At 57.8% G+C, this 21560-nt stretch carries 17 protein-coding genes; 2 read left to right on the top strand and 15 right to left on the bottom strand.

The window, feature by feature from the left end:
* Positions 1-63 precede the first annotated feature (63 nt).
* Entirely contained in the window at positions 64-1566 is a 1503-nt protein-coding gene (betB, locus tag BW950_RS11020) for a betaine-aldehyde dehydrogenase (RefSeq protein ID WP_076489355.1), read from the top strand.
* A gap of 140 nt (positions 1567-1706) precedes the next feature.
* Here betB and glnA read toward each other — a convergent pair whose 3' ends face one another.
* From glnA to groL, 13 genes are all read right to left on the bottom strand, one after another.
* Positions 1707-3131: a type I glutamate--ammonia ligase gene (glnA, locus tag BW950_RS11015; protein ID WP_076489354.1), complete on the bottom strand. Its 1425-nt coding sequence runs from the start codon at positions 3129-3131 to the stop codon at positions 1707-1709.
* Between the two features lie 366 nt (positions 3132-3497).
* Positions 3498-4085: a CDP-alcohol phosphatidyltransferase family protein gene (locus BW950_RS11010; protein WP_076489353.1), complete on the bottom strand. Its 588-nt coding sequence runs from the start codon at positions 4083-4085 to the stop codon at positions 3498-3500.
* A 32-nt stretch (positions 4086-4117) separates the two neighbouring features.
* Entirely contained in the window at positions 4118-4408 is a 291-nt protein-coding gene (locus tag BW950_RS11005; RefSeq protein ID WP_076489352.1) for a hypothetical protein, read from the bottom strand.
* On the bottom strand, positions 4405-4974 hold the full coding sequence (locus tag BW950_RS11000) for a hypothetical protein (protein ID WP_143559214.1): 570 nt from the start codon (positions 4972-4974) through the stop codon (positions 4405-4407). Before BW950_RS11000 ends, BW950_RS11005 begins: the two co-directional genes overlap by 4 nt.
* 350 nt (positions 4975-5324) lie before the next feature.
* Complete coding sequence (locus BW950_RS10995; RefSeq protein WP_094336531.1) at positions 5325-6863, bottom strand: carboxypeptidase M32; 1539 nt, start codon at positions 6861-6863, stop codon at positions 5325-5327.
* On the bottom strand, positions 6860-8608 hold the full coding sequence (gene thrS / locus BW950_RS10990) for a threonine--tRNA ligase (protein WP_076489350.1): 1749 nt from the start codon (positions 8606-8608) through the stop codon (positions 6860-6862). The genes BW950_RS10995 and thrS overlap by 4 nt, the downstream gene beginning before the upstream one ends.
* A gap of 39 nt (positions 8609-8647) precedes the next feature.
* Positions 8648-10810, bottom strand: coding sequence for a glycogen debranching protein GlgX (gene glgX / locus BW950_RS10985; RefSeq protein ID WP_076489349.1), 2163 nt, complete (start codon positions 10808-10810; stop codon positions 8648-8650).
* Positions 10811-10878: 68 nt separating this feature from the next.
* Positions 10879-11697 (bottom strand): HAD-IIA family hydrolase, encoded by an 819-nt coding sequence (locus BW950_RS10980; protein ID WP_076489348.1) that lies wholly within the window; start codon positions 11695-11697, stop codon positions 10879-10881.
* Positions 11698-11901: 204 nt separating this feature from the next.
* Complete coding sequence (gene secF / locus BW950_RS10975; RefSeq protein ID WP_076489347.1) at positions 11902-12996, bottom strand: protein translocase subunit SecF; 1095 nt, start codon at positions 12994-12996, stop codon at positions 11902-11904.
* Complete coding sequence (gene secD, locus BW950_RS10970) at positions 12993-14717, bottom strand: protein translocase subunit SecD (protein ID WP_076489346.1); 1725 nt, start codon at positions 14715-14717, stop codon at positions 12993-12995. The genes secF and secD overlap by 4 nt, the downstream gene beginning before the upstream one ends.
* A gap of 30 nt (positions 14718-14747) precedes the next feature.
* A complete protein-coding gene (gene yajC, locus BW950_RS10965) occupies positions 14748-15119 on the bottom strand; it encodes a preprotein translocase subunit YajC (RefSeq protein WP_076489345.1) in 372 nt (123 codons plus the stop codon).
* Between the two features lie 81 nt (positions 15120-15200).
* On the bottom strand, positions 15201-15488 hold the full coding sequence (locus BW950_RS10960) for a hypothetical protein (protein ID WP_076489401.1): 288 nt from the start codon (positions 15486-15488) through the stop codon (positions 15201-15203).
* 165 nt (positions 15489-15653) lie between these two features.
* Positions 15654-17312 (bottom strand): chaperonin GroEL, encoded by a 1659-nt coding sequence (gene groL, locus BW950_RS10955; RefSeq protein WP_076489344.1) that lies wholly within the window; start codon positions 17310-17312, stop codon positions 15654-15656.
* A 240-nt stretch (positions 17313-17552) separates the two neighbouring features.
* Between groL and BW950_RS10950 the strand changes: the two genes are divergently transcribed.
* Complete coding sequence (locus BW950_RS10950) at positions 17553-19256, top strand: hypothetical protein (protein WP_143559213.1); 1704 nt, start codon at positions 17553-17555, stop codon at positions 19254-19256.
* Here the strand turns inward: BW950_RS10950 and BW950_RS10945 are convergent.
* Complete coding sequence (locus BW950_RS10945) at positions 19226-19972, bottom strand: biotin--[acetyl-CoA-carboxylase] ligase (protein WP_076489342.1); 747 nt, start codon at positions 19970-19972, stop codon at positions 19226-19228. The two genes, BW950_RS10950 and BW950_RS10945, sit on opposite strands and share 31 nt — an antisense overlap.
* Positions 19969-21357 carry a flagellar assembly protein A gene (locus BW950_RS10940; RefSeq protein ID WP_076489341.1) on the bottom strand — a complete coding sequence of 463 codons (1389 nt, stop codon included), beginning with the start codon at positions 21355-21357 and terminating at the stop codon, positions 19969-19971. Before BW950_RS10940 ends, BW950_RS10945 begins: the two co-directional genes overlap by 4 nt.
* Positions 21358-21560 lie beyond the last annotated feature (203 nt).

The following is a 21560-nucleotide window of genomic DNA, read 5'->3' as shown; positions in this document are numbered from 1 at the left end:
ACACAAACTGGATCACAAGAACCCGAATCACATAAAACCCGAATCACATAAAAGGAGACAACCATGGAACAATATTTGAACCCCGATACCCTGGGAAAAATGTATATCGACGGAGAGTGGCGAGAGGCAGCATCGGGAAAGACCCGGGACATTATCTATCCCTACGATCAGCGCAAGATCGCCCGGGTCACCGAGGGCGACGTTGAGGATGCCCGGCAGGCTATCGCAGCAGCGCGGCGCGCTTTTGACAAGGGAGACTGGGCACGAACCCCCGCCAGCGAGCGTGGTGCTCTTGTGGGCAAGCTGGCCGACCTGATTGAGCGGGACGCTGAAGAGCTGGCAGCCCTGGAAAGCTGGGACACGGCCAAGACGATGGAAGAGAGCCGTGGTGATATGCAGGATATCGCCGGGATTTTCCGCTACTTCGCGGGTCTCGCCGATAAGGACGCCGGAGAGGTGATTGCCTCACCCATCCCCAACACCACCAGCACCATCGTTCGTGAGCCTGTGGGGGTGTGTGGCCAGATTTCTCCCTGGAACTATCCCTTGCTTCAGGCTTCCTGGAAGATGGCCCCGGCTCTGGCCACGGGAAACACCATCGTGATGAAACCCAGCGAGGACACCCCCCTTACTACCATTAAGGTGACCCAGCTTGCCGAAGAAGCAGGATTTCCCGCCGGCGTGGTGAACCTGGTCCTCGGAGCCGGCCCCACCGTGGGGAAGGAGCTCGCCGAAAGCGTCGATGTGGACCTGATCAGCTTTACCGGAGGCATCGAGACGGGCCGCAAGATCATGCAGGCAGCTACGGGCAACATGAAGAAGATCGCTTTTGAGCTGGGTGGAAAGAACCCCAACGTGATCTTTGCCGATACCGATCTTGAGCTGGCCATTGATTACGTGCTGAACGGAATCTTTTTTCATGCCGGCCAGGTCTGCTCGGCCGGGGCACGCCTCATTGTTGAGGATTCCCTGCACGACAAGCTCGTAGAGGGCGTGATCGAGCGAACCAAAAAGATTCGTTTGGGAGAAGCCTTTGATCCCAAAACAGAGATGGGCCCCCTGATTTCCGAGAAGCATCGGGCCAAGGTGGAGCGCTATATCCAGATCGGCAAAGACGAGGGTGCAAAGCTTGTTCTCGGCGGCGACCGGCCCAGCGATCCCGCTCTTCAGAAGGGTTTCTTTGTTAACCCCACGATCTTTGTAGACTGCGATACTTCCATGCGGATCGTCCAGGAAGAGGTCTTCGGGCCGGTTCTGACGGTGGAACGGTTCCACACTGAAGAAGAGGCAATTCGCCTGGCCAACGATACCACCTACGGTCTCTCCGGGGCTGTCTGGAGCAAGGATCAGAACCGGGCTCACCGGGTTGCCAGCGCCATGCGGATGGGAACGGTCTGGATCAACGATTTCAACATTTATTTTGCCCAGGCACCCTGGGGCGGATATAAACAATCCGGTATCGGCCGGGAGCTTGGAGCAGCTGGGCTTGAGGAATATACCGAGATCAAGCACGTTTACCAGAATTATGCCACGGAACCGCTGAACTGGTTCGGCGCGTCTTCCTGACCTGGCCCGATTCTTTATAGCTCCGGCGCCCTCGGGCTGGAGCACAAAAAACCCCCGGCACAACGCCGGGGGTTTTTTTGTGCTCCAAAGAGCTGGCCTTTCCCGGATTTCATATCCGGGATGTTATGCCAGAGGACGCATCAAATATCGTAGTAGAGCGCAAACTCGTAGGGGTGGGGCCGCAGGTCCAGAGCAAGAACCTCGTTCTCAAGCTTGTAGTCAATCCAGGTCTGGATTACATCTTCGGTAAAGACGTCACCCCGAAGGAGGAAATCATGATCGGCCCGAAGCGCTTCCAGAGCCTCCCGCAAGGTTCCCGGCGTGGTCAGAACCTGAGCAGCTTCCTGGGGGCTCAGATCGTAGATGTTCCGGTCCAGGGGCTCACCGGGATCGATCTTGTTCTGTATGCCGTCGACAGCAGCCATCAGCAGGGCACTGAAGGAAAGATAGGGGTTACAGGAAGGATCAGGGCAGCGGAACTCGAAGCGCTTGGATTTTTCGCTGGTGGAGTACATGGGAATCCGCACGGCGGCGCTTCTGTTTCTCCTGCTGTAGGCGAGGTTCACCGGAGCCTCGTAGCCGGGCACAAGACGCTTGTAACTGTTGGTTGTGGGGTTGGTAAAGGCCAGGAGAGCCGGAGCGTGCTTCAAAATGCCGCCGATTGCATAGAGCGCCTCCTGGGAAAGCCCTGCGTAGCCATCACCAAAGAAGGTATTCTTTCCGTCCTTCCAGATAGACAGGTGCGTATGCATACCGCTCCCGTTATCCATGAAGAGCGGCTTGGGCATGAAGGTCACAGTTTTTCCGTGCTTCCGGGCGGTGTTCTTGACGATGTATTTGTACTTGGTCATATCGTCGGCCATATCCAGAAGCGGGGCAAAGCGAAGATCGATCTCGCACTGACCTCCCGTGGCAACCTCGTGGTGATGTGCCTCTACGGAGAGTCCCACGTTCTGCATATGCAAAACCATCTCGCTCCGGAGATCCTGCAGGGCGTCCGAAGGCGGTACGGGAAAGTATCCCTCCTTGTATCGGGGCTTGTACCCCAGGTTTGGCCCCTCGTCCCGTCCTGAGTTCCATCGCCCCTCGGAGGAATCGATGAAATAATAGCCACTGTGCTCGTTCTGATCGTAGCGAATGTCATCGAGAACAAAGAACTCCGCCTCGGCTCCGATAAAGGCGGTGTCACCGATACCGGTGCTCTTGAGATAGTTCTGAGCCTTCTGAGCGATATTGCGCGGATCCCGGGTATAATCCTCACCGGTGATGGGATCCCCGATGTTACAGGTCATTACCAGGGTCTTGATCTCCATAAAGGGATCGATAAAAGCCGTCTGCGGCTGCGGTACCACGATCATGTCCGATTCGTTAATCGCCTGCCATCCCCGTATGCTGGACCCGTCAAAGCCGAGACCTTCCGTGAAGGTATCCAGCTCCAGAGCCTCGGCAGGAACAGAGAAATGCTGCTGCATTCCCGGGAAGTCCATAAACCGGAAATCGATGATCTTTACCTCTTCCTTCTTCACCAAATCAAGCACGTCTTGTGCCGTCATTTCTGTACTCATGGCATTCCTCCCTGACGAATCGGACAGCAAGAACAATTTTAACCCCCTTTTTGGTGGGTTCTATTCTTACTTGCTACATTTATGTGGGTATAATATAAAAAATTCCCCTCCCTGTAAAGAGGTGTGCAGAAAAAAATGGAAAAATCGGGATCTTTTTCCTGGCCAGCCCCTTACACGGGGAGCAGGACGTGCCCGAAACGGCCCGAAGAAGCGCACAAATCTGTGCCGGAGGGTTCATGTGGGAAACCAGGGAGGGAGGATGAAGGGAAGAAATGATTCAGAAAAAAGGCAGGACGGTGTTTCGAGACGTGGCTTCGGCCGTGAAGGCCGGCCCCGGGGCGGGCCAGTCCCCGGGAAGCCCCTCGGTCAGGCGCGACCTTTGTAGTGGCGGTACAGAATGATCAGGTAATCGAGAAAGCTTGCCCACGAGAGAAATACCGACACACCAAAGGATGCGAGGACAACCCAGGGGAGGACCGTCGCGAAGGCAGCAAAACTGCCCAGCCGGATATTCATGAGCAACACCAGCCCCAGACCAGCGCTCACGGCATACATGACAGCCTTGGTCTTTCCACCCTTCCTCGCTGCCAGGGCAACTCCATCGCGCATCATCATCATCCGCACAAAGATGATCCCCACTTCGCGGTACATGATGAGAAGGAACATCCAGGCCGGCATGATTCCCAGCACAACAAAGACGAGGAAATAGGTGAGGCGGCTCACCACGTCGGCGAAGGGGTCCAGCAGTTTCCCCAGATCAGAGACTATCCCCAGCCCCCGGGCCACGGCTCCGTCCAGTATATCCGAGAGCTCAATGATGACGAAGAGAATCCAGAGTACTACCGTACTGAGAAGGGCAAATCGCCCGTCAGCCCAGAGAGGGAGAAAGGCGAAAACAAAAAAAACAGGGCTCAAGACGAGCCGGAGAGAAGTCAAAGCGTTTGCAGCGTTCACGCCACCTATAGTGGCGGGTCACGGCCAATCTGTCAAGATTGCCGGGCAGCAACACGTTCAGGGAGTTCCCCGTACTGACCAGGAGCAAAGAAGCTATAGAGAACGCTATAACCCTTGCGCAGACGCCGATCGATCATTCCCCGGAGGGCCCGCTGCATCTCGGCTTCCGTGGCATACGTGAAGTTCCGCTCCCGGGTGGCAAGAAAATCACTGCCCGTTGTAACGGTGAGCGTCTTATAGCCAAAGAGATTCCCCTGGCGATCTGTAATCGTGACGTACCGGGCAGCACCGTTCTTGTTCCGGGCATAGAGGGAAATCATCATTGCCTTGTGTATCGGAGCGATTGACCCTGCACATTACCCCCGGGCCGGGCATCCCCGGAAAGGTCCAGAATCACGGCGTATCGCCCCGGCTGAAGATACCAGGAATCGCGCCGGGGAAGCACCATCTGGAAGGAGGCTTCCCGAAAGAGGCCCCATTCTGTCAGCAGTTCTACCAGGGGAAGGGAAGAATCTTCTGGATCTGACAGGGTAGCGATCTCTTCGCCTCCCCTGTTTTCCAGAACCAGTTCCGCCACTCGGGGCAGGGGATCAACCGGAATCCACCAGGCCGGGGGGATCGCCTGAAGAACCGCCACACGAACCCGCAAGCGGCTCTCACGAGATCCCTGGAGAAGAATCTCCTTCTCCCGGGAGGATTCCGGAAAGAGAACCCCCGAAAGTTCCAGCCCTGATTCACCGGGACGAATGGAACAGATCAGAACCTCCAGATCCTCACCGGGATACCTCCCGGGCTGGCGAGCCTGGCCGTACCATAAGGCCTGGCCGTACCCCGGGAGAAACAACAGTCCCCCACCAGCCAGAAAAAGCCCCGGCAGGAAGGCCGCCATGAGAGCCCGCGCCAGGACGCGCCCCGCCCGGGAAAATCCAGAAATTCCAGAAACAAGAAAAAAAGCCAAAAATAAAAGAAAAAAAACCCAAAAAAGCCCTCCGGTCCAGAGCGGCCATTGCGTCAGCACGTCACCACCAAACAATGCCGCCAACCCGGAGAGCACAATAGAAAACGTCAGAAACAGCGGGACCAGGAGGCGTCTACGCCGTCGATACGAGAGAGGCCTGGAGCACGTCTCCGCCCCTCTCCACAGGAAAATCCCCCACCCGAGAGCACACCCGGCGCAACCTCCCGAGGCAGACACAAGAAAAAAAGGATTTACCCCAAGTGCCTGGATGATAGGCCTGGTTACCTCCCCTGCTCTTCGTCGTACTTACCCCAAAGATACTCCAGAAAGACCGAGGAATCCAGTGGACCGCCGGTAATTTCCCGGACCAGCTCGCCAGCGCTCCGGCACTTGCCGTGGCGGTGAACCTTCTGGCGGAGCCACCCCAGAATAGGGGCGTACTCGCCCCGGGCAATCCCCTCCCAAAGAGCGGGAAGATCCCGCTCCAGGGCTTTCAGGAACTGCGCTGCGTAGAGATTCCCCAGGGCATAGGTGGGGAAATACCCGAAGGCCCCCATGGACCAGTGTACATCCTGGAGAACCCCCGAGGAGTAGTCACGAGGCACCACTCCCAGAAGCTCTTTCATTCCCTGGTTCCAGGCCCCGGGAAGATCATCCACCGGAAGATCTCCTGATATCAGGGCCTGCTCAAGCTCAAAGCGGAGAATTACGTGCAGACTGTAGGTAACCTCATCGGCTTCCACCCGGATCAGCGAGGGTTCCACCCGGTTGATTCCGCGATAAAACCTCTCCAGCGAGACCCCCTCGAGCTGATCAGGGAAGATCTCCGCCATCCGGGGCAACCAGTGGGACCAGAAGGCCCGGCTCCGGCCAATCATGTTCTCCCACATTCGGGACTGGGATTCGTGAATACCCAGGGAGGTTCCTTCGGCCAGGAGGGTTCCCGCCAGGTCCTCTCCCACTCCGAGTTCATAGAGAGCGTGGCCCGTTTCGTGGATTGTGGAGAAAAGCCCCGACTCAACGAGTTTTTCGTTAAAGCGGGTAGTGATTCGAACATCCCTGGAACCCAGGGTTGTTGTAAAGGGGTGAGCTGAACAGTCCAGACGGCCCTGGTCCAGGTCATAGCCCAGAGCCAGCATCACCTCCTGGCTGAGCTGCTTCTGACCCTCCACCGGGAAGGAGTGCCGCAGGAAAGAGTGATCAGCCAGGGGCCGGGAGGCTATCTTCTGGACCAGGGGAATCAGCCCCTCCTTGAGGGTGCCAAACACCTCCGCTACCTCCGCCGTCGAGGTATAGGGCTCGTATTGATCCAGGAGTGCATCGTAGGGAGTCTCCCGGTATCCCAGATGGTCCGCCAGCTCCCGGTTTAGTTCGATAAGGCGCTCAAGCCAGGGCTTGAACTGATCGTAGTCGTTGGCCTTCCGCGCTGCCACCCAAGCGTTCTGACCACGGCTTGCCGTCTGGGCCAGGTCCCGTACCAATCGCTCCGGCACACGACAGCTGCGCTCGTAGGAACGTCGCTTTTCCCGCAGGAAAAATCCCTCCACCCCCTCCTGAAGGGAAGATTCTGCCTGAAGAAGATCCAGCAGCTCCCCAACCCGGGGAGAACTGTCCCGCTGATGAGCCAGGCTCTGGAGGAGCGCCAACTGGTCGGCTCGCTCCTCCACAGCGGCGGGAGGCATATAGACCTCCTGATCCCAGCTCAGGACGGCCCCGGAGTGCTCCAGCAACCGGGCCTCCCGGTCCAGGGCCTTGAGCTCCTCCAGGGGATCGCCGGGGGAGCCCGCCCTTGCGCAAGGAGAATTTGTTTCACCGATCACAGCAGAGCCTTTTCCCGGACCTTCCCGGCCAGAAAGGTTTCAAAATCCTCGAGGGACATCGTTCCGGGCCGTTCACCCGTGCGGGTTCTGGGGCTCACCGCCCCGGCCTGCTCCTCGGCCTCGCCCACCACCAGCATATAGGGAACCTTCTGTTGCTGGGCAGAGCGGATTTTTGCGTTCATCCGGTTATCCGAAAGATCCGCCTCGACCCGGTAGCCCTCTGCAAAGAGACGTTTTGCAACCTTGTCCGCGTAGTCGTTGAAGGCAGGGGCAACGGGGACCACCATAACCTGAAGGGGCGAAAGCCAGACGGGAAAGGCCCCTCCGTAATGTTCGATCAGAACACCAAAAAACCGCTCCAGGGAGCCCAGAAGAGCCCGATGGACCATGTAAGGCCGCTTCTCCTGGCCATCGCGGTCCACAAAGGTCATGTCGAACCGTTCTGGCAGGTTGAAGTCAAACTGGATGGTGGTCATCTGCCACTCCCGGCCCAGGGCATCCTGAACCTTGAGATCGATTTTTGGTCCATAGAAGGCTCCGCCACCCTCATCCAGTTCGTAGTCCATTCCCTCTGCTTCCAGAGCCTTCCGCAGGCTCTCGGTGGCCCGGTCCCAATCAGCCGGGTCTCCAACAGATTTTTCGGGCCGTGTCGAGAGATAGGCTTTGATCTTCTGAAAGCCGAAGGCATCCCAGATGTTCATGCTGAACTGCAGAACCTCCAGAATTTCCGCCTCCACCTGGTCGGGAGTGCAGAAGATGTGAGCATCGTCCTGGGTGAACCCCCGAACGCGCAAGAGTCCATGGAGAACGCCGCTGCGCTCGTAGCGATAGACCGTTCCAAGCTCACCCCACCGGAGAGGGAGATCCCGGTAGCTGTGTTTTGCCGTCCGATAGATCATGATGTGGAAGGGGCAGTTCATGGGCTTGGCAAAATACTCGGCGTTGTCCAGCTCCATGGGCGAATACATGTTGTCTTTGTAGAAATCGAGGTGCCCCGAGGTCTCCCAAAGCCAGCTTTTTCCCACATGGGGCGTATAGAGCATGTCGTATCCGCCTTTGCGGTGCTCTTCTCGCCAGAAATCTTCGATCGCCCCCCGGATTCGCGCACCCTTGGGGTGCCAGTAGACAAGGCCGGACCCGGCTTCCTCGTGGGTGCTGAAGAGATCGAGTTCCCGGCCTACCTTGCGGTGATCCCGTTTTTCCACCTCGGCGAGCCAGTTCAGGTGCTCCCGCAGCTCTTTGGGGGTCTCCCAGGCTGTGCCGTAGATGCGCTGCAACATGGGCCGCTTCTCGTCACCCCGCCAGTACGCTCCAGCGATAGAGAGGAGCTTGAAGGCCTTGGGATGGATCTCTGCGGTGGACTCCACATGAGGACCTTTGCAGAGGTCTACAAAGGTATCTACTGTGTAGGTTGATACCTCCACGTCCTCGGGCAGATCATCGATAAGCTCCAGTTTGAAGGGTTGGTTCTGGAATATCTCCCGAGCACGCTCTTTTCCGACAACTTCCCTGGTGAGGGGATGCTTTCCTGCGAGAATTGTTCGCATCCCTTCCTCGATCGACTCGAGATCCTCCGGTTTCAGGGAACGGGGCAGCTGAAAATCGTAGTAAAACCCGTTCTCAACAGGAGGACCGATCGCAATCGAGGCCTCGGGAAAGATCTGGAGAACAGCTTCGGCCATTACGTGGGCCGTGGTATGCCGAATTCGATACAGTTTTTCTTCACGCGTGAGCGCATCCGCCATGGGTGGGGTACCTCCAACTCAAAGGGGTACCATTTCACCTCACTCCTCGTCAATATCCGGAGCGGTTCTCAACATCACCAGAGAGCGCCCTTCCAGGGAAATCTCCAGTTCTGGCGGCATTTCTTCTTCCAGACCGGGTTCGAAAAAATCTTCCGGAGCGCTCCGGCTGGTATCAATGACCCGGACCCAGCGAAGCCCCTCGGGAGGGTCAGGAACGGTAAAGTTCTCCTCCTCCCGCGATGCGTTAAACATGATATAAAAATCGTCGTCCTCGCGGTTTGCGTGGCGCTCTATCTCTGTTCCATCGATGTAAATTGCGAGACAACTGGCGCTTTTTGCCCAATCCATGCGGCCGCCGCCGCTATCAAACCAGTCGATATCGTTTCTGGTGCTCCGGCTGTTATCGAGACCGGTGTAGAATTCGGGGCGGGTGAAGACAGGGTGTTTTTTCCGCAGGGCGATAAGCATTCGCGTGAACCGGAAAAGATCGCCGTAGTCGACACCCAGGCGATAATCGTTCCAGCTGATAGGGTTGTTCTGGCAGTAGGCGTTATTGTTCCCTCCCTGACTTCGGCCAAACTCGTCGCCCGAGAGGATCATGGGTGTCCCCAGGGAAAGAAGCAGGGATCCCATGAGGTTTTTCATCTGCCGCAACCGCAGGGACCAGATTTCGGGGTTCTCCGTATCTCCCTCGTGTCCATAATTGTAGCTGAAGTTCCCGTTGTGACCGTCGCGGTTCTCCTCACCGTTTTCCTCGTTGTGCTTCCGGTTATAGCTCACCAGATCGCGCAGGGTAAAACCATCGTGGGAGGTGATAAAGTTGATGCTGTGAAAGGGTTTGCGTCCTCCTGCGTGGTAGAGGTCGGCGCTTCCGGCAAAGCGTGTTGCCAGGGCAGCCACAGTGTTACGATCACCTCTCCAGAAACGACGGAGATCATCCCGAAACCGGTCGTTCCACTCGGCCCAGCGTCCGCGAAAAGCGCCCACCTGATAGGCTCCGCCAGCATCCCAGGCTTCGGCGATAATTTTTGTATCCCGCAGGATGGGATCGTTAGCGATCCGATCCAGGATGGGAGCGTTCTCCAGAAGGTTGCCTCGCTCATCACGCCCCAGGATGCTGCCCAGATCGAACCGAAAGCCATCCACATGCATATCCACTACCCAATAGTGAAGACACTCCATAATCAGGGTGCGCATGACGGGGTTATTGCAGTTCATGGTGTTGCCGGTGCCGGAAAAGTTGCGATAATAGCGCCGGTTGTCTTCAAGCATGTAATACGTGGGGTTATCGATCCCCCGAAAACTGAAGGTGGGGCCCAGCTCATTCCCCTCGCCGCTATGGTTGAACACCACGTCCAGGATCACCTCGATTCCCGCCTTGTGGAGTTCCCGGACCATCTCCTTGAACTCTGCCACCTGCTCACCCAGAGCGCCATCGGCAGCGTAGGCCCCTTTGGGGGCGAAGAACGCCACGGTGTTGTAGCCCCAGTAATTGATGAGGCGCTCCCCTGTCCCGGGGTTGTAGCGCTCAAACTCGTTCTCATCGAACTCGTGAACCGGAAGCAACTCCAGGCTGGTGATTCCCAGCTCCTTCAGGTACGGGATCATTTCGATCACCCCCCGGTAGGTACCAGGGTGAGGAACCTCTGCTGAAGGATGACACGAAAGGCCCCGCAGATGGGATTCGTAAATAATACAGTCCTGGAGGGGATAGTTCAGAGGCCGATCACCCTGCCAGTCGAAGAAATCATCCACCACAATACACTTGGGGAAGGCCCCGGCGTCGCCGGTAGTGCGAAAGTTCAGATCTTTCTGCGGAGAATCGGGATCGTAGGCCAGAGCCTCCCGCAGGTTCCAGACAAAGTTTCCCGTCAGGGCCTTGGCATAGGGGTCGAGCAGGGGGCGGCAGGAGTTAAAGCGCAAGCCCTCTTCGGGAGCAAAGGGTCCGTCCACCCGAAAGAGGTAAAGCGCACCGGGGCCGATCCCCTGGACCTCGATGTGCCACACATCGCCGGTGCGATGGAGCTCGGGGAGCAGTTCAAACTCCCTTTCGGGAAAGCGGGCCTGGGGATCGCTATAGAGCTGAAGCCAGACTCGCGTAGCGTGCCGGCTTACAAGCCCGAAATGAACCCGGCCCGGCAGGGGAGTTGCTCCAAGAGGATAGGGTTTTCCGGGCTGGGTAGTAATTTCAGAATATTGCACAGAGCGCTAGTATACTACAAATTGCGCGGGCAAACTAGAAGAAAGGGCCCTTTCAGACCCTCCATCCTCTACACCCCTGCGGCCCGGGCAAGCGAAACCAGCTGATCCACTCCGGAAAGGACATAGCTCGGCTGGTAGGCAAAGCGCGAGACCTCTTCCCTTGAGGTTACTCCCGAGAGGACCAGCACCGTCTCGATCTCCGCCTCGACTCCGGCGATCACGTCGGTGTCCATACGGTCTCCCACGATAAGACTCTCCTCACGGCGACATTCTATTCTTTTCAGGGCCTGGCGCATCATGAGCGGATTGGGTTTTCCCACAAAGTAGGGGGTTTTTCCTGTGGCAAGCTCTATGGGCTTGATAAGCGCCCCGCAGGCCGGAACAATACCCGACTCCACAGGACCCGTCAGATCAGGGTTCGTGCCAATCAGTTTTGCCCCCCGGTTCACCAGGTTAATGGCCTTCTCGATCTTCTCAAAACTGTAACTGCGAGTTTCGCCGATAACCACGTAGTCAGGATCCACATCGTTCATGGAGAATCCCGCATCGTACAAAGCGCTGATCAGCCCGGCCTCGCCCACGGCGTAGACGCTCCCCCCCGGTACCTGGCTTTTGAGAAATCCTGCCGTAGCCAGGGCGCTGGTCAGGAAGTTCTCCACCGGCACATCAAGGCCAAGACGGCGTAACTTCTCCTGCAATTCCCGGGGGCTCCGTTCACTGGAATTGGTGAGAAACAGATACTGTCTGCCCGATTCCTGAAGCCATTGTATAAACTCAGGAACCCCCGGGAGCAGCTGATTACCGTGATAGATCACTCCATCCATATCGGAGATGATGCCCCTGACCGAGGCGAGACGATCTCCCAGGGCTGTTTCATTCTTGTTCATGGTGTCTCCTTCTGTGCCGGCAGATAAAAAACGCGCCTCAGAATGGCCGGTCTTTTGAGAGAAGCCGCCTCTGGAGGATAGAATCTTCCCCGGAATAGAACAAGTAGGGCTGCCCTGCCGGGGCCACAAAAAAACCGCCACGGATCAGAGCGATCCGGGCGGCATAACAGGGTATAACAAAAAAGACAGGGAAAAAGAGACGTCCTAGTGGCCGCCCTTTTTCTTTTGCCCGCGCCGTTTCTGAAGAATCTCGCGTTTGGCAGCTTCAGCGTCAGCAGCCTGCCGATCCACTGCTGCCTGGGCAGCTTTGGCACCGCTCTGTTTTGTGGTTTCACCCTCGGAAGACCGGGAAACAGCTCCACGATGATATCGTTCAGCATCTTTTCGCCGTCGATGGACGCCAGCCCGAATGTGCCAGAAGAAGAGCACCGGCGAGGCCACAAAGACCGACGAATAGGTTCCCACCAGAACTCCGATGATCAAGGTCAGCGCAAAGAGCTGGATTGCTCCGGTGCTGAAAATGTAGATAGCCCCCACCGCAAGCAGAGTGGTTACGGAGGTGATGATCGTCCGACTCAGGCTTTGGGTGATACTGGTGTTAATGACCGTGCGGAAATCCTTCTCCCGCAGGAGCACCTCGTTCTCACGGATCCTGTCAAAGATAACGATTGTGTCGTTCAAGGAGTAGCCGATGATAGTAAGGACCGCAGCGATCGTCGCTGTGGACACCTCCATCTGAAGCGTTCCGATGACACCGAGGATAACCACCACGTCGTGAAGCAGAGCCACGATCGACGATGCGGCGTATTCCAGACGAAAACGGAACCAGAGATAGGCCAGAATCAGCAGCAGGGCAAAGACTGTCAGAAAGAGGGCCTGTTGGGTAAGATCCCGGGAAAAGCGGGGCCCCACGTAGACCGTTTCCAGCTCCTCAACCTGCGAAGCGGGGAACGCGCCAGCAAGGACGTCCAGAAGCTCCCGGCTTGTCCGTTCGGCAAAGCCTTCCTGGACATCGTCCCCGTCAGTCCCCTCATCACGGACACGGATAACAAAGCGCTGGTCAGCCTCGGCGCCCAGGCGCTGCACCTGGGCGCCCTCAAAGCCGGTCAGGGCAGCCCGAAGATCATCCTCGGAAACGTCTCCGGAGATACCCACGGTCATGCTGAGACCAGCCCGGAAATCGATTCCCAGATTGAACCCGCCCTGCACCACCGTGCCGGCGATTCCCCCGACGATAACCACCGCCGAGAGAAGCATCATAATCAACCGGGATTTCATAAAGTCAAACACACGTGTCATGAAAGCCTCCAGGCGATACTCAGTTTGCTTCGGCGCAAGGTGTCGGTGGCAAAGTCAAAGAAGAGCCGGGTCACCACCAGGGCAGTAAACATGGAGGAGAGGATTCCCACAGCCAGGGTGATTGCAAAGCCCTGAATGGGACCGGACCCAAGCTGAGAGAGGAACAGCGCCGCGATAAAGGTGGTAATGTTCGCGTCCATTACCGTCCAGAAGGCTTTATCAAACCCTCCGCGAACCGCCGAACGGGCTCCCTTGCCCAGACGATACTCTTCCTTGATCCGCTCGAAGATGATCACGTTGGCGTCCACGGCCATACCCACGGTGAGGATAATACCGGCCACGCTTGTCAGGGTGAGGGTGAGATTGAACGCCGAGAGCACCGCCAGTATGAAAAAAAGATTCAGTACCAGGGCCACATCGGCGATAAGGCCAGCCCGCTTGTAATAGATAACCATGAAGACGATGATCAGGGCAAACCCCAGGGCGATCGACTGCAACCCCACGCGGATTGCTCCTGCGCCGAGGGTTGCTCCTACCACCTGCTGGTTCACGATCTCCAGATTTACCGGCAGAGCCGCCGTCCGCAATACCAGAGCGATGTTCGCTGCCTGTTCCTGGTCAAACCCGGTGATCCGAACCTGGCCAGTGGGGATCTCTTCCTGGATCCGGGCGTAGGCACGCACCTTTTCGTCCATGACAATCGCCATGGAGTTCCCCACGTTATCCCTGGTCAGAAGAGCAAACTCCTCGGCTCCCTGGGCGTCCAGAACAAAGTTGACCGTGGGACGATTGGTGAGGGGGTCCCTCGCCACCTGGGCATCGGTGATATACTGCCCGTCCAGGCCGTGCTCGACAATGTCGTCGTAAATGACGATCCAGCGAACCCGCTCATCGATACCGTAGGCGTCGCGCGTGACGTACTCCCGCACCACCGTTCCTGCCGGGACAAACTCGGGAACCCCGTCAATGTCGGGGGACCAGCCGGGCTGCTCGTTCTGCAAACGAATGAGCTGGTCTGTCGCATCACCGTGGACGATATGAAAGTTCAGACTTCCCCGGCCCAGGAGAAAGGCGTTCACTCGCTCCCGATCATCGTCACCGGGAATCTCGATCACAATCCGGTTGTTTTCAGCTTCGCGGATCTGCGGCTCCGTCACTCCAAAGCGGTCGATCCGGTTGCGGATGATCTCCATGGCCAGATCTACAGCCTCAGACATTTCCGTCTGTGAGGGCTGCCGGCCCAGGCGCTCGGTCAGGTTTTGTTCATCCGCCTCCAGGGTCACACTGATACCCCCCGAGAGGTCCAGCCCCAGCAGGATGATCCGATCCTTCAGATCCTTGAGCTCCAGGATATCATGACGGTATTTCCGTTCCAGCACCTCGAAGGCCTCAGCTTCGTCACGGAAGCCCCGCAAAAGGGCGGTTGCGCTCCACTCATCGGGCAGGGTCTTTTCCATGGCCCGGTAGGCATCACGTGCCTGGGGGATCAGAAAAGAATACTCCGGGGGAACCGTTTCTCCTGCTGCGGCGGCGCCGCGCAGATCATCCAGGGCCTCTCGTGCCCGACCCTGGGCCCAATCTCGAATCTCGATTCGGGAACTCTGGGCAAGTTGCTTTTGACTTTCCGGCACAAAAAAGTACCAGCGAACCGTCGGGTAAAAGGCGGCGGCTCCAAAAGCGACAAGCGCCAGAATGATTGACAGTCTCAGTCGTTTACTCATTCGTGCAACTCCGAAGGGGGAGAGATGGTGTTATTTCTCGTTGAGCGCAACGTCGTTGCTGCTCGACTCGTTACTCTTGTCAAGAACCTGCGCAATAGCGGAGCGGGCAAACTGGATCTTGCAGTGGTCGTCAACCTTCAGGACCACCGACTCCTCTTTCATGGAGAAGATCGTGCCGCGGATTCCACCAATCGTCTGAACCCGGTCTCCCTTTTTCAGGGATTTCAACATGTCCTGGGTCTTTTTCTGACGCTTGCTCTGTGGCCGGATAATAAGAAAGTAAAATATGGCGAAGACAAGGCCAAAGGTAATTAGCGTCGGGGCCATGGAAGCGGCTCCACCTGAAGCGCCTCCGCCCTCGGAAACACCCACCAGCAGGGGCAGGGAATACAGCATATTCATGTAATCACGTCCTTCGTGTTTGAGAAATTTCCGGTTACGGTATCACGGAGGGGGGGGACGGTCAAGCTTGAGAAAGCGGGGCTACCCGATGACGGAAACGGATCGGCCTCCCCGAGGGGGGTGAAATACCCCAAAGAGACGCTGGAGCGCTTCTTCGGAATCCACGGGAATTTCTGCAGAAGCCTGGAATCGGGGGAGAAAATCGTCCATTTCCCCATCGTAAAGAGCTGCACAAAAGGCGGCGCGATACTGGCCCGCTTCGAGAAGTTCCCCGGCGGAACGGTTTCGGTACTTTTTCCGGGCAGGCCCATCAACAAGAGCGGTTCCATCCTGATAACCGATGGTCCAGATAAAATCGTCTCTTTTCATGGCACCCTTCCCTTTATCCCTTTTCTGCAGGGTTTCTCCCGGAGCAACACACAGACCCGGGGTGATTTCTGCACTCACCATGATATCGACAAAAAGGGGGCGGGAAAAGCCCCGCCCCCGGTTTTTCAACAATACGGTACCTGAATGGTAACAAGCACGGGGGGCTTACATCATGCCGCCCATGCCTCCCATTCCGCCCATGCCTCCCATGTCCATGCCACCGGCAGGAGCAGCGCCCTCTTTCTCGGGCATGTCCGTCACGGCGCATTCCGTGGTGAGGAGCAGACTTGCGATGGAGGCTGCGTTCTGCAGAGCCGAACGGGTCACCTTTGCGGGGTCGATAATACCGGCTTGCATCATGTTCACCCATTCACCGGTAGCTGCGTCGTAGCCCACGCCTTTTTTCTCTTTTTTGGCCCGGTCAACGATGATGGAACCATCCACACCGGCGTTCACAGCAATCTGGCGCATGGGCTCTTCCAGGGCGCGACGAACGATCTTGAAACCTACCTTGGCGTCTTCATCCTCTTTGGAGAGGTCAGCCTTTTCCAGAACATCGATGATCTGTACCAGTGCGGTACCACCACCGGGAACGATTCCCTCTTCCACAGCAGCCCGGGTAGCCGAAAGCGCATCCTCAACACGGTGCTTCTTCTCTTTCAGCTCCACCTCGGTGGCCGCACCAACGTTGATTACGGCAACGCCTCCGGCAAGCTTGGCAAGGCGCTCCTGGAGTTTCTCCCGGTCGTAATCGCTGGTGGTATCCTCAATCTGGGCCTTGATCTGGGCTGTGCGATCCTTGATGTCCTGAGGCTTTCCGGCACCGTTAATGATGGTGGTGTTTTCCTTGTCCACCTTCACGGACTGGGCCGTACCCAGCTGGGAGATGTCCACCGTCTCCAGTTTGAGACCCAGCTCCTCGCTGATCACCTGACCACCCGTGAGCACCGCGATATCTTCCAGCATTGCCTTGCGGCGATCACCGAAACCGGGGGCTTTCACGGCACAGGCGTTGAGGGTTCCCCTCAGGTTGTTTACCACCAGGGTAGCCAGGGCCTCGCCGTCCACGTCTTCGGCAATGATCACGATGGGCTTGTTGGCCTGAGCTACTTTCTCAAGCACGGGGAGCATATCCTTCATGTTGGATATCTTCTTGTCGTGGATCAGGATGTAGGGGTTCTCCATCTCTGCCACCATATGCTCCCGGTTGGTAACAAAGTAGGGAGAGAGGTATCCCCGGTCAAACTGCATACCTTCCACGTAGTCCGTGGTGGTTTCCATGGTCTTGGACTCTTCCACGGTGATGACACCGTCTTTTCCAACCCGCTCCATCGCTTCGGCGATCTCGTTTCCGATCTCCTTGTCGTTGTTGGCGGAAATGGATGCCACCTGGGCGATCTCGTTGCGATCCTTGATGGTCTTGGCCATCTTCAGGATCTCATCGGAGGCGACCACAACGGCATGATCGATACCGCGCTTGATACCCATGGGGCTGATCCCCGCAGCAACGGACTTGAGACCTTCCCGGATGATCGAGTAGGCGAGAACCGTGGCGGTGGTGGTACCATCACCGGCGACATCGTTGGTTTTGGTGGCTACCTCTTTCAGGAGCTGCGCCCCCATGTTCTCGAACTCGTCCTCAAGCTCGATCTCTTTGGCCACAGACACCCCGTCCTTGGTAACGGTGGGGGCACCAAACTTCTTGTCCAGAAGAACGTTCCGTCCCTTGGGACCCAACGTTACTTTTACTGCTCTGGAAAGCTTTTCTACTCCCCGGAGCAGGGACCGCCGTACATCTTCGTCAAACTTCAGTTGTTTTGCCATAACACTCCCTCTTGGATACGTGTGATAATGTAGTATAATTAAGGTGTTGTGCGCTTAACTCGCGCGTGGAAAGATACAAACGTTTTGCTGAATCATCAACTGAATTCTTCACCAATTTTTACGGAAAGGGCCTTTCCTGGTGAAAAGACAGCCCTTTTGCTCTCGATTCTCTGCCGAAACGGGGAAACCGCCCTGTGGGTAGCCCCTTTTCTTGCGGAGCTTCTCCGGAACCGGCCGGACATGGCGGGTCGGGTTGCCCTGCATCTGCCGGCACCCGCTCCTGCCACGGTTACACCCGAAGCGGCCCGATGTTTCCGCTCCCTGGCCCATCTCCAGAAGGAGGAGGCCCTGACGCTCTGGTCCGGCGGATGGAGCGGCGCTCCGGGGGCCTTCCTTCTCTCCCGGGAGCTGGAGGAGGAACTGCTTCGGGCGGATCGAAACGAGGAGGCCCTGGGACTTGCACAGCTTTTTCCGCTGCCACCGGAAATGTTTTTCCTCCGTGGCCTCTCTCCTCCGCAGGCCGAGGAGCTCAGCAAACGCACGGGAACAGCCCTCTGTGGCGGCTACCGGCAGCAGCCTCGTCCCGGAGGGGTTGCTCCTTTGTGGTTCTTCACCGGTTCCCGCTGGGTGTGGCGCCCCTCTCTGGTCCTTGATGCAGAGCCTCCCCTGGCCGAATCTTTTCCGTCAGGATCCGGTGAGGCGGGATTGCCCCTGATCCATCTTCTGATCGGACCTGACGCTTCCCCGGACGGGCTTCCCGCTCCGGACCGTATCGTTCAGACCTTGCTGCCTTTCCTGGATCACGTCCTGCCTGAGAACCTTTCTAAAGGGTTGCCCTCGGAGAATGTGGCCCCGAAGGCCCCTGAACCTGCTCCCCGCACCGAAGGGACCGGATCAGACCCTGGAAAGGACGGCCTTCTCCCTCCTTTTTTTGCAGATCCCCTTCCCCTCTCCACCCCGCGGGATTTCTCCCTGGCCGCAGGAACAGCAACTCCCTGGCGAACATCCCCCGATCAGAGGCCCCGACATCCCGACAAGGTCCTGCGAACCCTTTCGCCCTACCGGGAAACTCTCCGCCCTGCCGGGAAGACCGGTTCCATTCCACCTCAACACCTGCCTCCGGGAGATTTTCAGAGCACCACCGAAGGCCACCTGATGATGGAGGAGGATTCCCTGACCTTCAAGTTTGCCTCGGGGCGACTGGCGGGCATAGCCTGGGGCAAGAACACCCCGGAAGCGGGACTGACCACTGTTCCCCGCCGGGCCCAGGGGTTCTTTCTGGACACAACACGACGTCGGCCCGCGGTGGCGTACCTGCAAACCCGCCATGCCGCCTGGTTTTCGGGGGAATCAGCTCGCGGCGTGGAGGAGATAGCGAACCTGGACTGTGCCAGCGGTTCCCTGGAGCTGCACACCTCGGCGTCCTTGATCACGGGGATACCGGGACTCACCCTGAGCTTTCGCGCCCGCTTTCCCGAAACCCTGCCTGAAGCACCCTGTTCGATACGTCTTTTCCAGATTCCGCTTCGCTACGTTTCGGGCTCTGCCTCAACCGGGGACACCTCCCTCTCGGCAGAGGTCATCACCCCCGATGGGGGCTCTCTGGCGCTCAACCTCTCTCCCAAACCGGGACGAATCACCGTAGCGGCCTGGTTTCTCCGGATACCGATCTCCCGGGAGCAGTCTCTTCTGATCGGCACAGCCGAGCCGGGAGTGCGAATCGCCACGGCCTTCGAGATAGAGATCATCCGCACCCCCCAGGGACTTCTGCTGGCGGTGGAGCCGATCTTTCGCCACGACGGGATCCTTCCGCAGGATCTGGCCGGAACCAGCCTTGCCGGGACCATCCTCCTTGCCCGGGGCGACACCCCTCTGGAGACGCTGGTTATCCCGTCCAGCGAGAAAACCCCGCTCTACCGCTTCAGCCGAACCGTGCCGGAATAAATCTTCTGCACCATCCGGGAGGGTCCCTCGTGGATCTTCAGCAGGAGCGCGCCATCGGAGTCGATGCCGGAGAGAACACCACAGTGCTCCCCCGCCACCACCAGGGAATCACGCCAGGCCAGGGCCTGTTCCACTACCGAAAACCAGCGCTCACCCCCAAGATGCTCCGCCAGATGGCGACGCAGACGGGGAAAGAGCGCCTCGGTCAGGGCCTTTCCGGACCAGATACAGCCCGAACGCTCCACCATTTCTCCCAGGGACGTGGCACGGGGTTCTGCCTGCACCTGGGGAGCTCCATGAATATTTATTCCGATTCCAATCAGAAACCATCGTCGGTCAGCCTCGGTCAGAATGCCGCAGATCTTTCGGCCCCGGGCCAGAATATCATTGGGCCACTTTATGGAAAGCTCCGATGGGGAGAGGAAGAAACCCAGCGATTCCTGCACCGCCGCCGCAGCCCGAAGCGCCAGCGTTCCCGGCAGGGGATCACCAGGGTCCCAGGGACCACCTCGCTCCACGGCCAGGGTAACCATCAGGGCCGAACCGCTACAATCTTCCCAGCGCTTACCCCGCCGGCCCCGGCCTGCTGTCTGGTGCCCGGCCCGGACCCAGAAGCCGCCGATTCCCGGAGGCAATTCCGCCCCGATCTCCCGAGCCCGGGTCATGGTGGAATCGACCTCTCCGTAATAGTACTCCCGCAGGGTCTGAAGGCTCACGATGCTCCCGCTCCTCCACCAGCACCCGTTCCTCCACCAGCAAGAGAGGAGATCACAACGCGCCCCGCGCTTTTATCCAGAGAGAAGCGAACTTTTTTCATTTCTTTTTCTACCACCAGCATAGCCCGGCAAATTTGAATCTGGACGCCGGGATAGACCACACCATCAACCGTTATATCGGCATCCTCATAGCGGTCCAGCTCGCCCGCCAGGTCCCCCATCTGGGCAGCCAGTTTCTGCCGCTCCTCCTCAAGCTGATGCAATACGCCCAACTGGCGATCGGTGGGGTCTTCGGGGGTGCGTTCCAGAAGCTTCTGGAGCCGGAGCGTCACAACCTGATGCCTCCGGGAGCAGAGATTCAGCTTCCGCTCTGCGATAAAGTTCAAACCGACCCGAATCAGGGTGGGAGCGCTTGCTCCATTTCCCAGGGTATAACAGCGAACTCCCTGGGCGGCGGTGACAACTCCGCCGATAATTCGCCCCCGCGGCCCCAGGGCCAGGCGATCAAGAGACCCGATATGGGACTGGTAGACATATTGCTTGATAAAGACCGAGGACTTGCTTTCCACATGACAATTTCCCACAAAACGAGCCTGGATTCGTCCACCGCACCGAAGAAGCGCCCGCCCTCGCCCGACCAGCCCCCCGCGGGCAGAAAAATCCTTCCGGCAATAGATCTCCGAAACATCCACGGTTCCTGCTGCGGTGATACTGCCTCCGGCCCAGATGTGAAAGCCGTCCTTCACCTCACCTTTCAGGATGACATCGCCAGGGAACTCGATACTGCCTGTCTGGTAATCGACGTTGCCGCCGATCTCCAGCCGATCCTCAACAAAAAACTGACCGTCTCTGGTCTGAAGTTGCCCGCCGATTTCAGCGACCACCACATCGTCTCGTTGCAGGGTATTCTTTCCGGGAGCCACCGTATCCACGGGAAGGGTCTCGAAGGGGACCTCTGTGCCGTGAACATTTATTCCCGGAACTCCCTCCTGGAGAGGAATCTGCCGAGCGATGACCTGTCCTTTCCGGACAACGGGAAGACGACTCACGTGCTTGTAGTCGATCCGCCCCAGATCGTGGTGAAAATCACCGATAGCTTCGGTGCTTCGCTGGAGCACACGAAAAAAAGAGGGCCTCAGGGGAACCGAAGGAGTCCCTTGGGCAACGGGAACTTCCCGCATGACGTGGTGGCTGGTATTCACCTCAAAGATGACCTCTGCCAGTTCGTCGGAGCGTACCCCGTGGACGATATTCTTCGACTCCAGGACCGTGGCGAGATAGTCCGGGGAAAGGGTTCTCCCTTCCCCCAGGGCGGGGAAGAAGTCCCCCAGCACCGACATGGCGTCTTCGGCTATGGTCAGCTCAATATACCCGTCTCGATCCATTGTTTCTTCACTTTCAGAACACCAGTGTACTTCCTTCCCTGAATACACGCAACCAAAGGCGCGGTAGCCGGAGAACCCTCCAGGCGCCGGGACGCCCCGTATTTCCGGAACTGCCAGGATTGAGAGACAGGGCGGTTGAAACAAACGGCGCATTACCGTAGATTTATGCTCTTACCGTATATTTATGCAAAATGTATGTTTGT

Source organism: Alkalispirochaeta americana, from assembly GCF_900156105.1.
In the GTDB taxonomy this organism is placed as follows: Bacteria; Spirochaetota; Spirochaetia; order DSM-27196; family Alkalispirochaetaceae; genus Alkalispirochaeta; species Alkalispirochaeta americana.
This window is presented reverse-complemented; position numbering and strand designations above follow the sequence as displayed.

Coding starts and splice junctions, on each gene's coding strand:
- betB (WP_076489355.1), top strand. CDS start 64: ATGGAACAATATTTGAACCCCGATACCCTGGGAAAAATGTATATCGAC.
- glnA (WP_076489354.1), bottom strand. CDS start 3,131: ATGAGTACAGAAATGACGGCACAAGACGTGCTTGATTTGGTGAAGAAG.
- BW950_RS11005 (WP_076489352.1), bottom strand. CDS start 4,408: ATGATGATTTCCCTCTATGCCCGGAACAAGAACGGTGCTGCCCGGTAC.
- BW950_RS11000 (WP_143559214.1), bottom strand. CDS start 4,974: ATGGCGGCCTTCCTGCCGGGGCTTTTTCTGGCTGGTGGGGGACTGTTG.
- thrS (WP_076489350.1), bottom strand. CDS start 8,608: ATGGCGGATGCGCTCACGCGTGAAGAAAAACTGTATCGAATTCGGCAT.
- BW950_RS10980 (WP_076489348.1), bottom strand. CDS start 11,697: ATGAACAAGAATGAAACAGCCCTGGGAGATCGTCTCGCCTCGGTCAGG.
- secF (WP_076489347.1), bottom strand. CDS start 12,996: ATGACACGTGTGTTTGACTTTATGAAATCCCGGTTGATTATGATGCTT.
- secD (WP_076489346.1), bottom strand. CDS start 14,717: ATGAGTAAACGACTGAGACTGTCAATCATTCTGGCGCTTGTCGCTTTT.
- yajC (WP_076489345.1), bottom strand. CDS start 15,119: ATGAATATGCTGTATTCCCTGCCCCTGCTGGTGGGTGTTTCCGAGGGC.
- BW950_RS10960 (WP_076489401.1), bottom strand. CDS start 15,488: ATGAAAAGAGACGATTTTATCTGGACCATCGGTTATCAGGATGGAACC.
- groL (WP_076489344.1), bottom strand. CDS start 17,312: ATGGCAAAACAACTGAAGTTTGACGAAGATGTACGGCGGTCCCTGCTC.
- BW950_RS10950 (WP_143559213.1), top strand. CDS start 17,553: ATGGCGGGTCGGGTTGCCCTGCATCTGCCGGCACCCGCTCCTGCCACG.
- BW950_RS10940 (WP_076489341.1), bottom strand. CDS start 21,357: ATGGATCGAGACGGGTATATTGAGCTGACCATAGCCGAAGACGCCATG.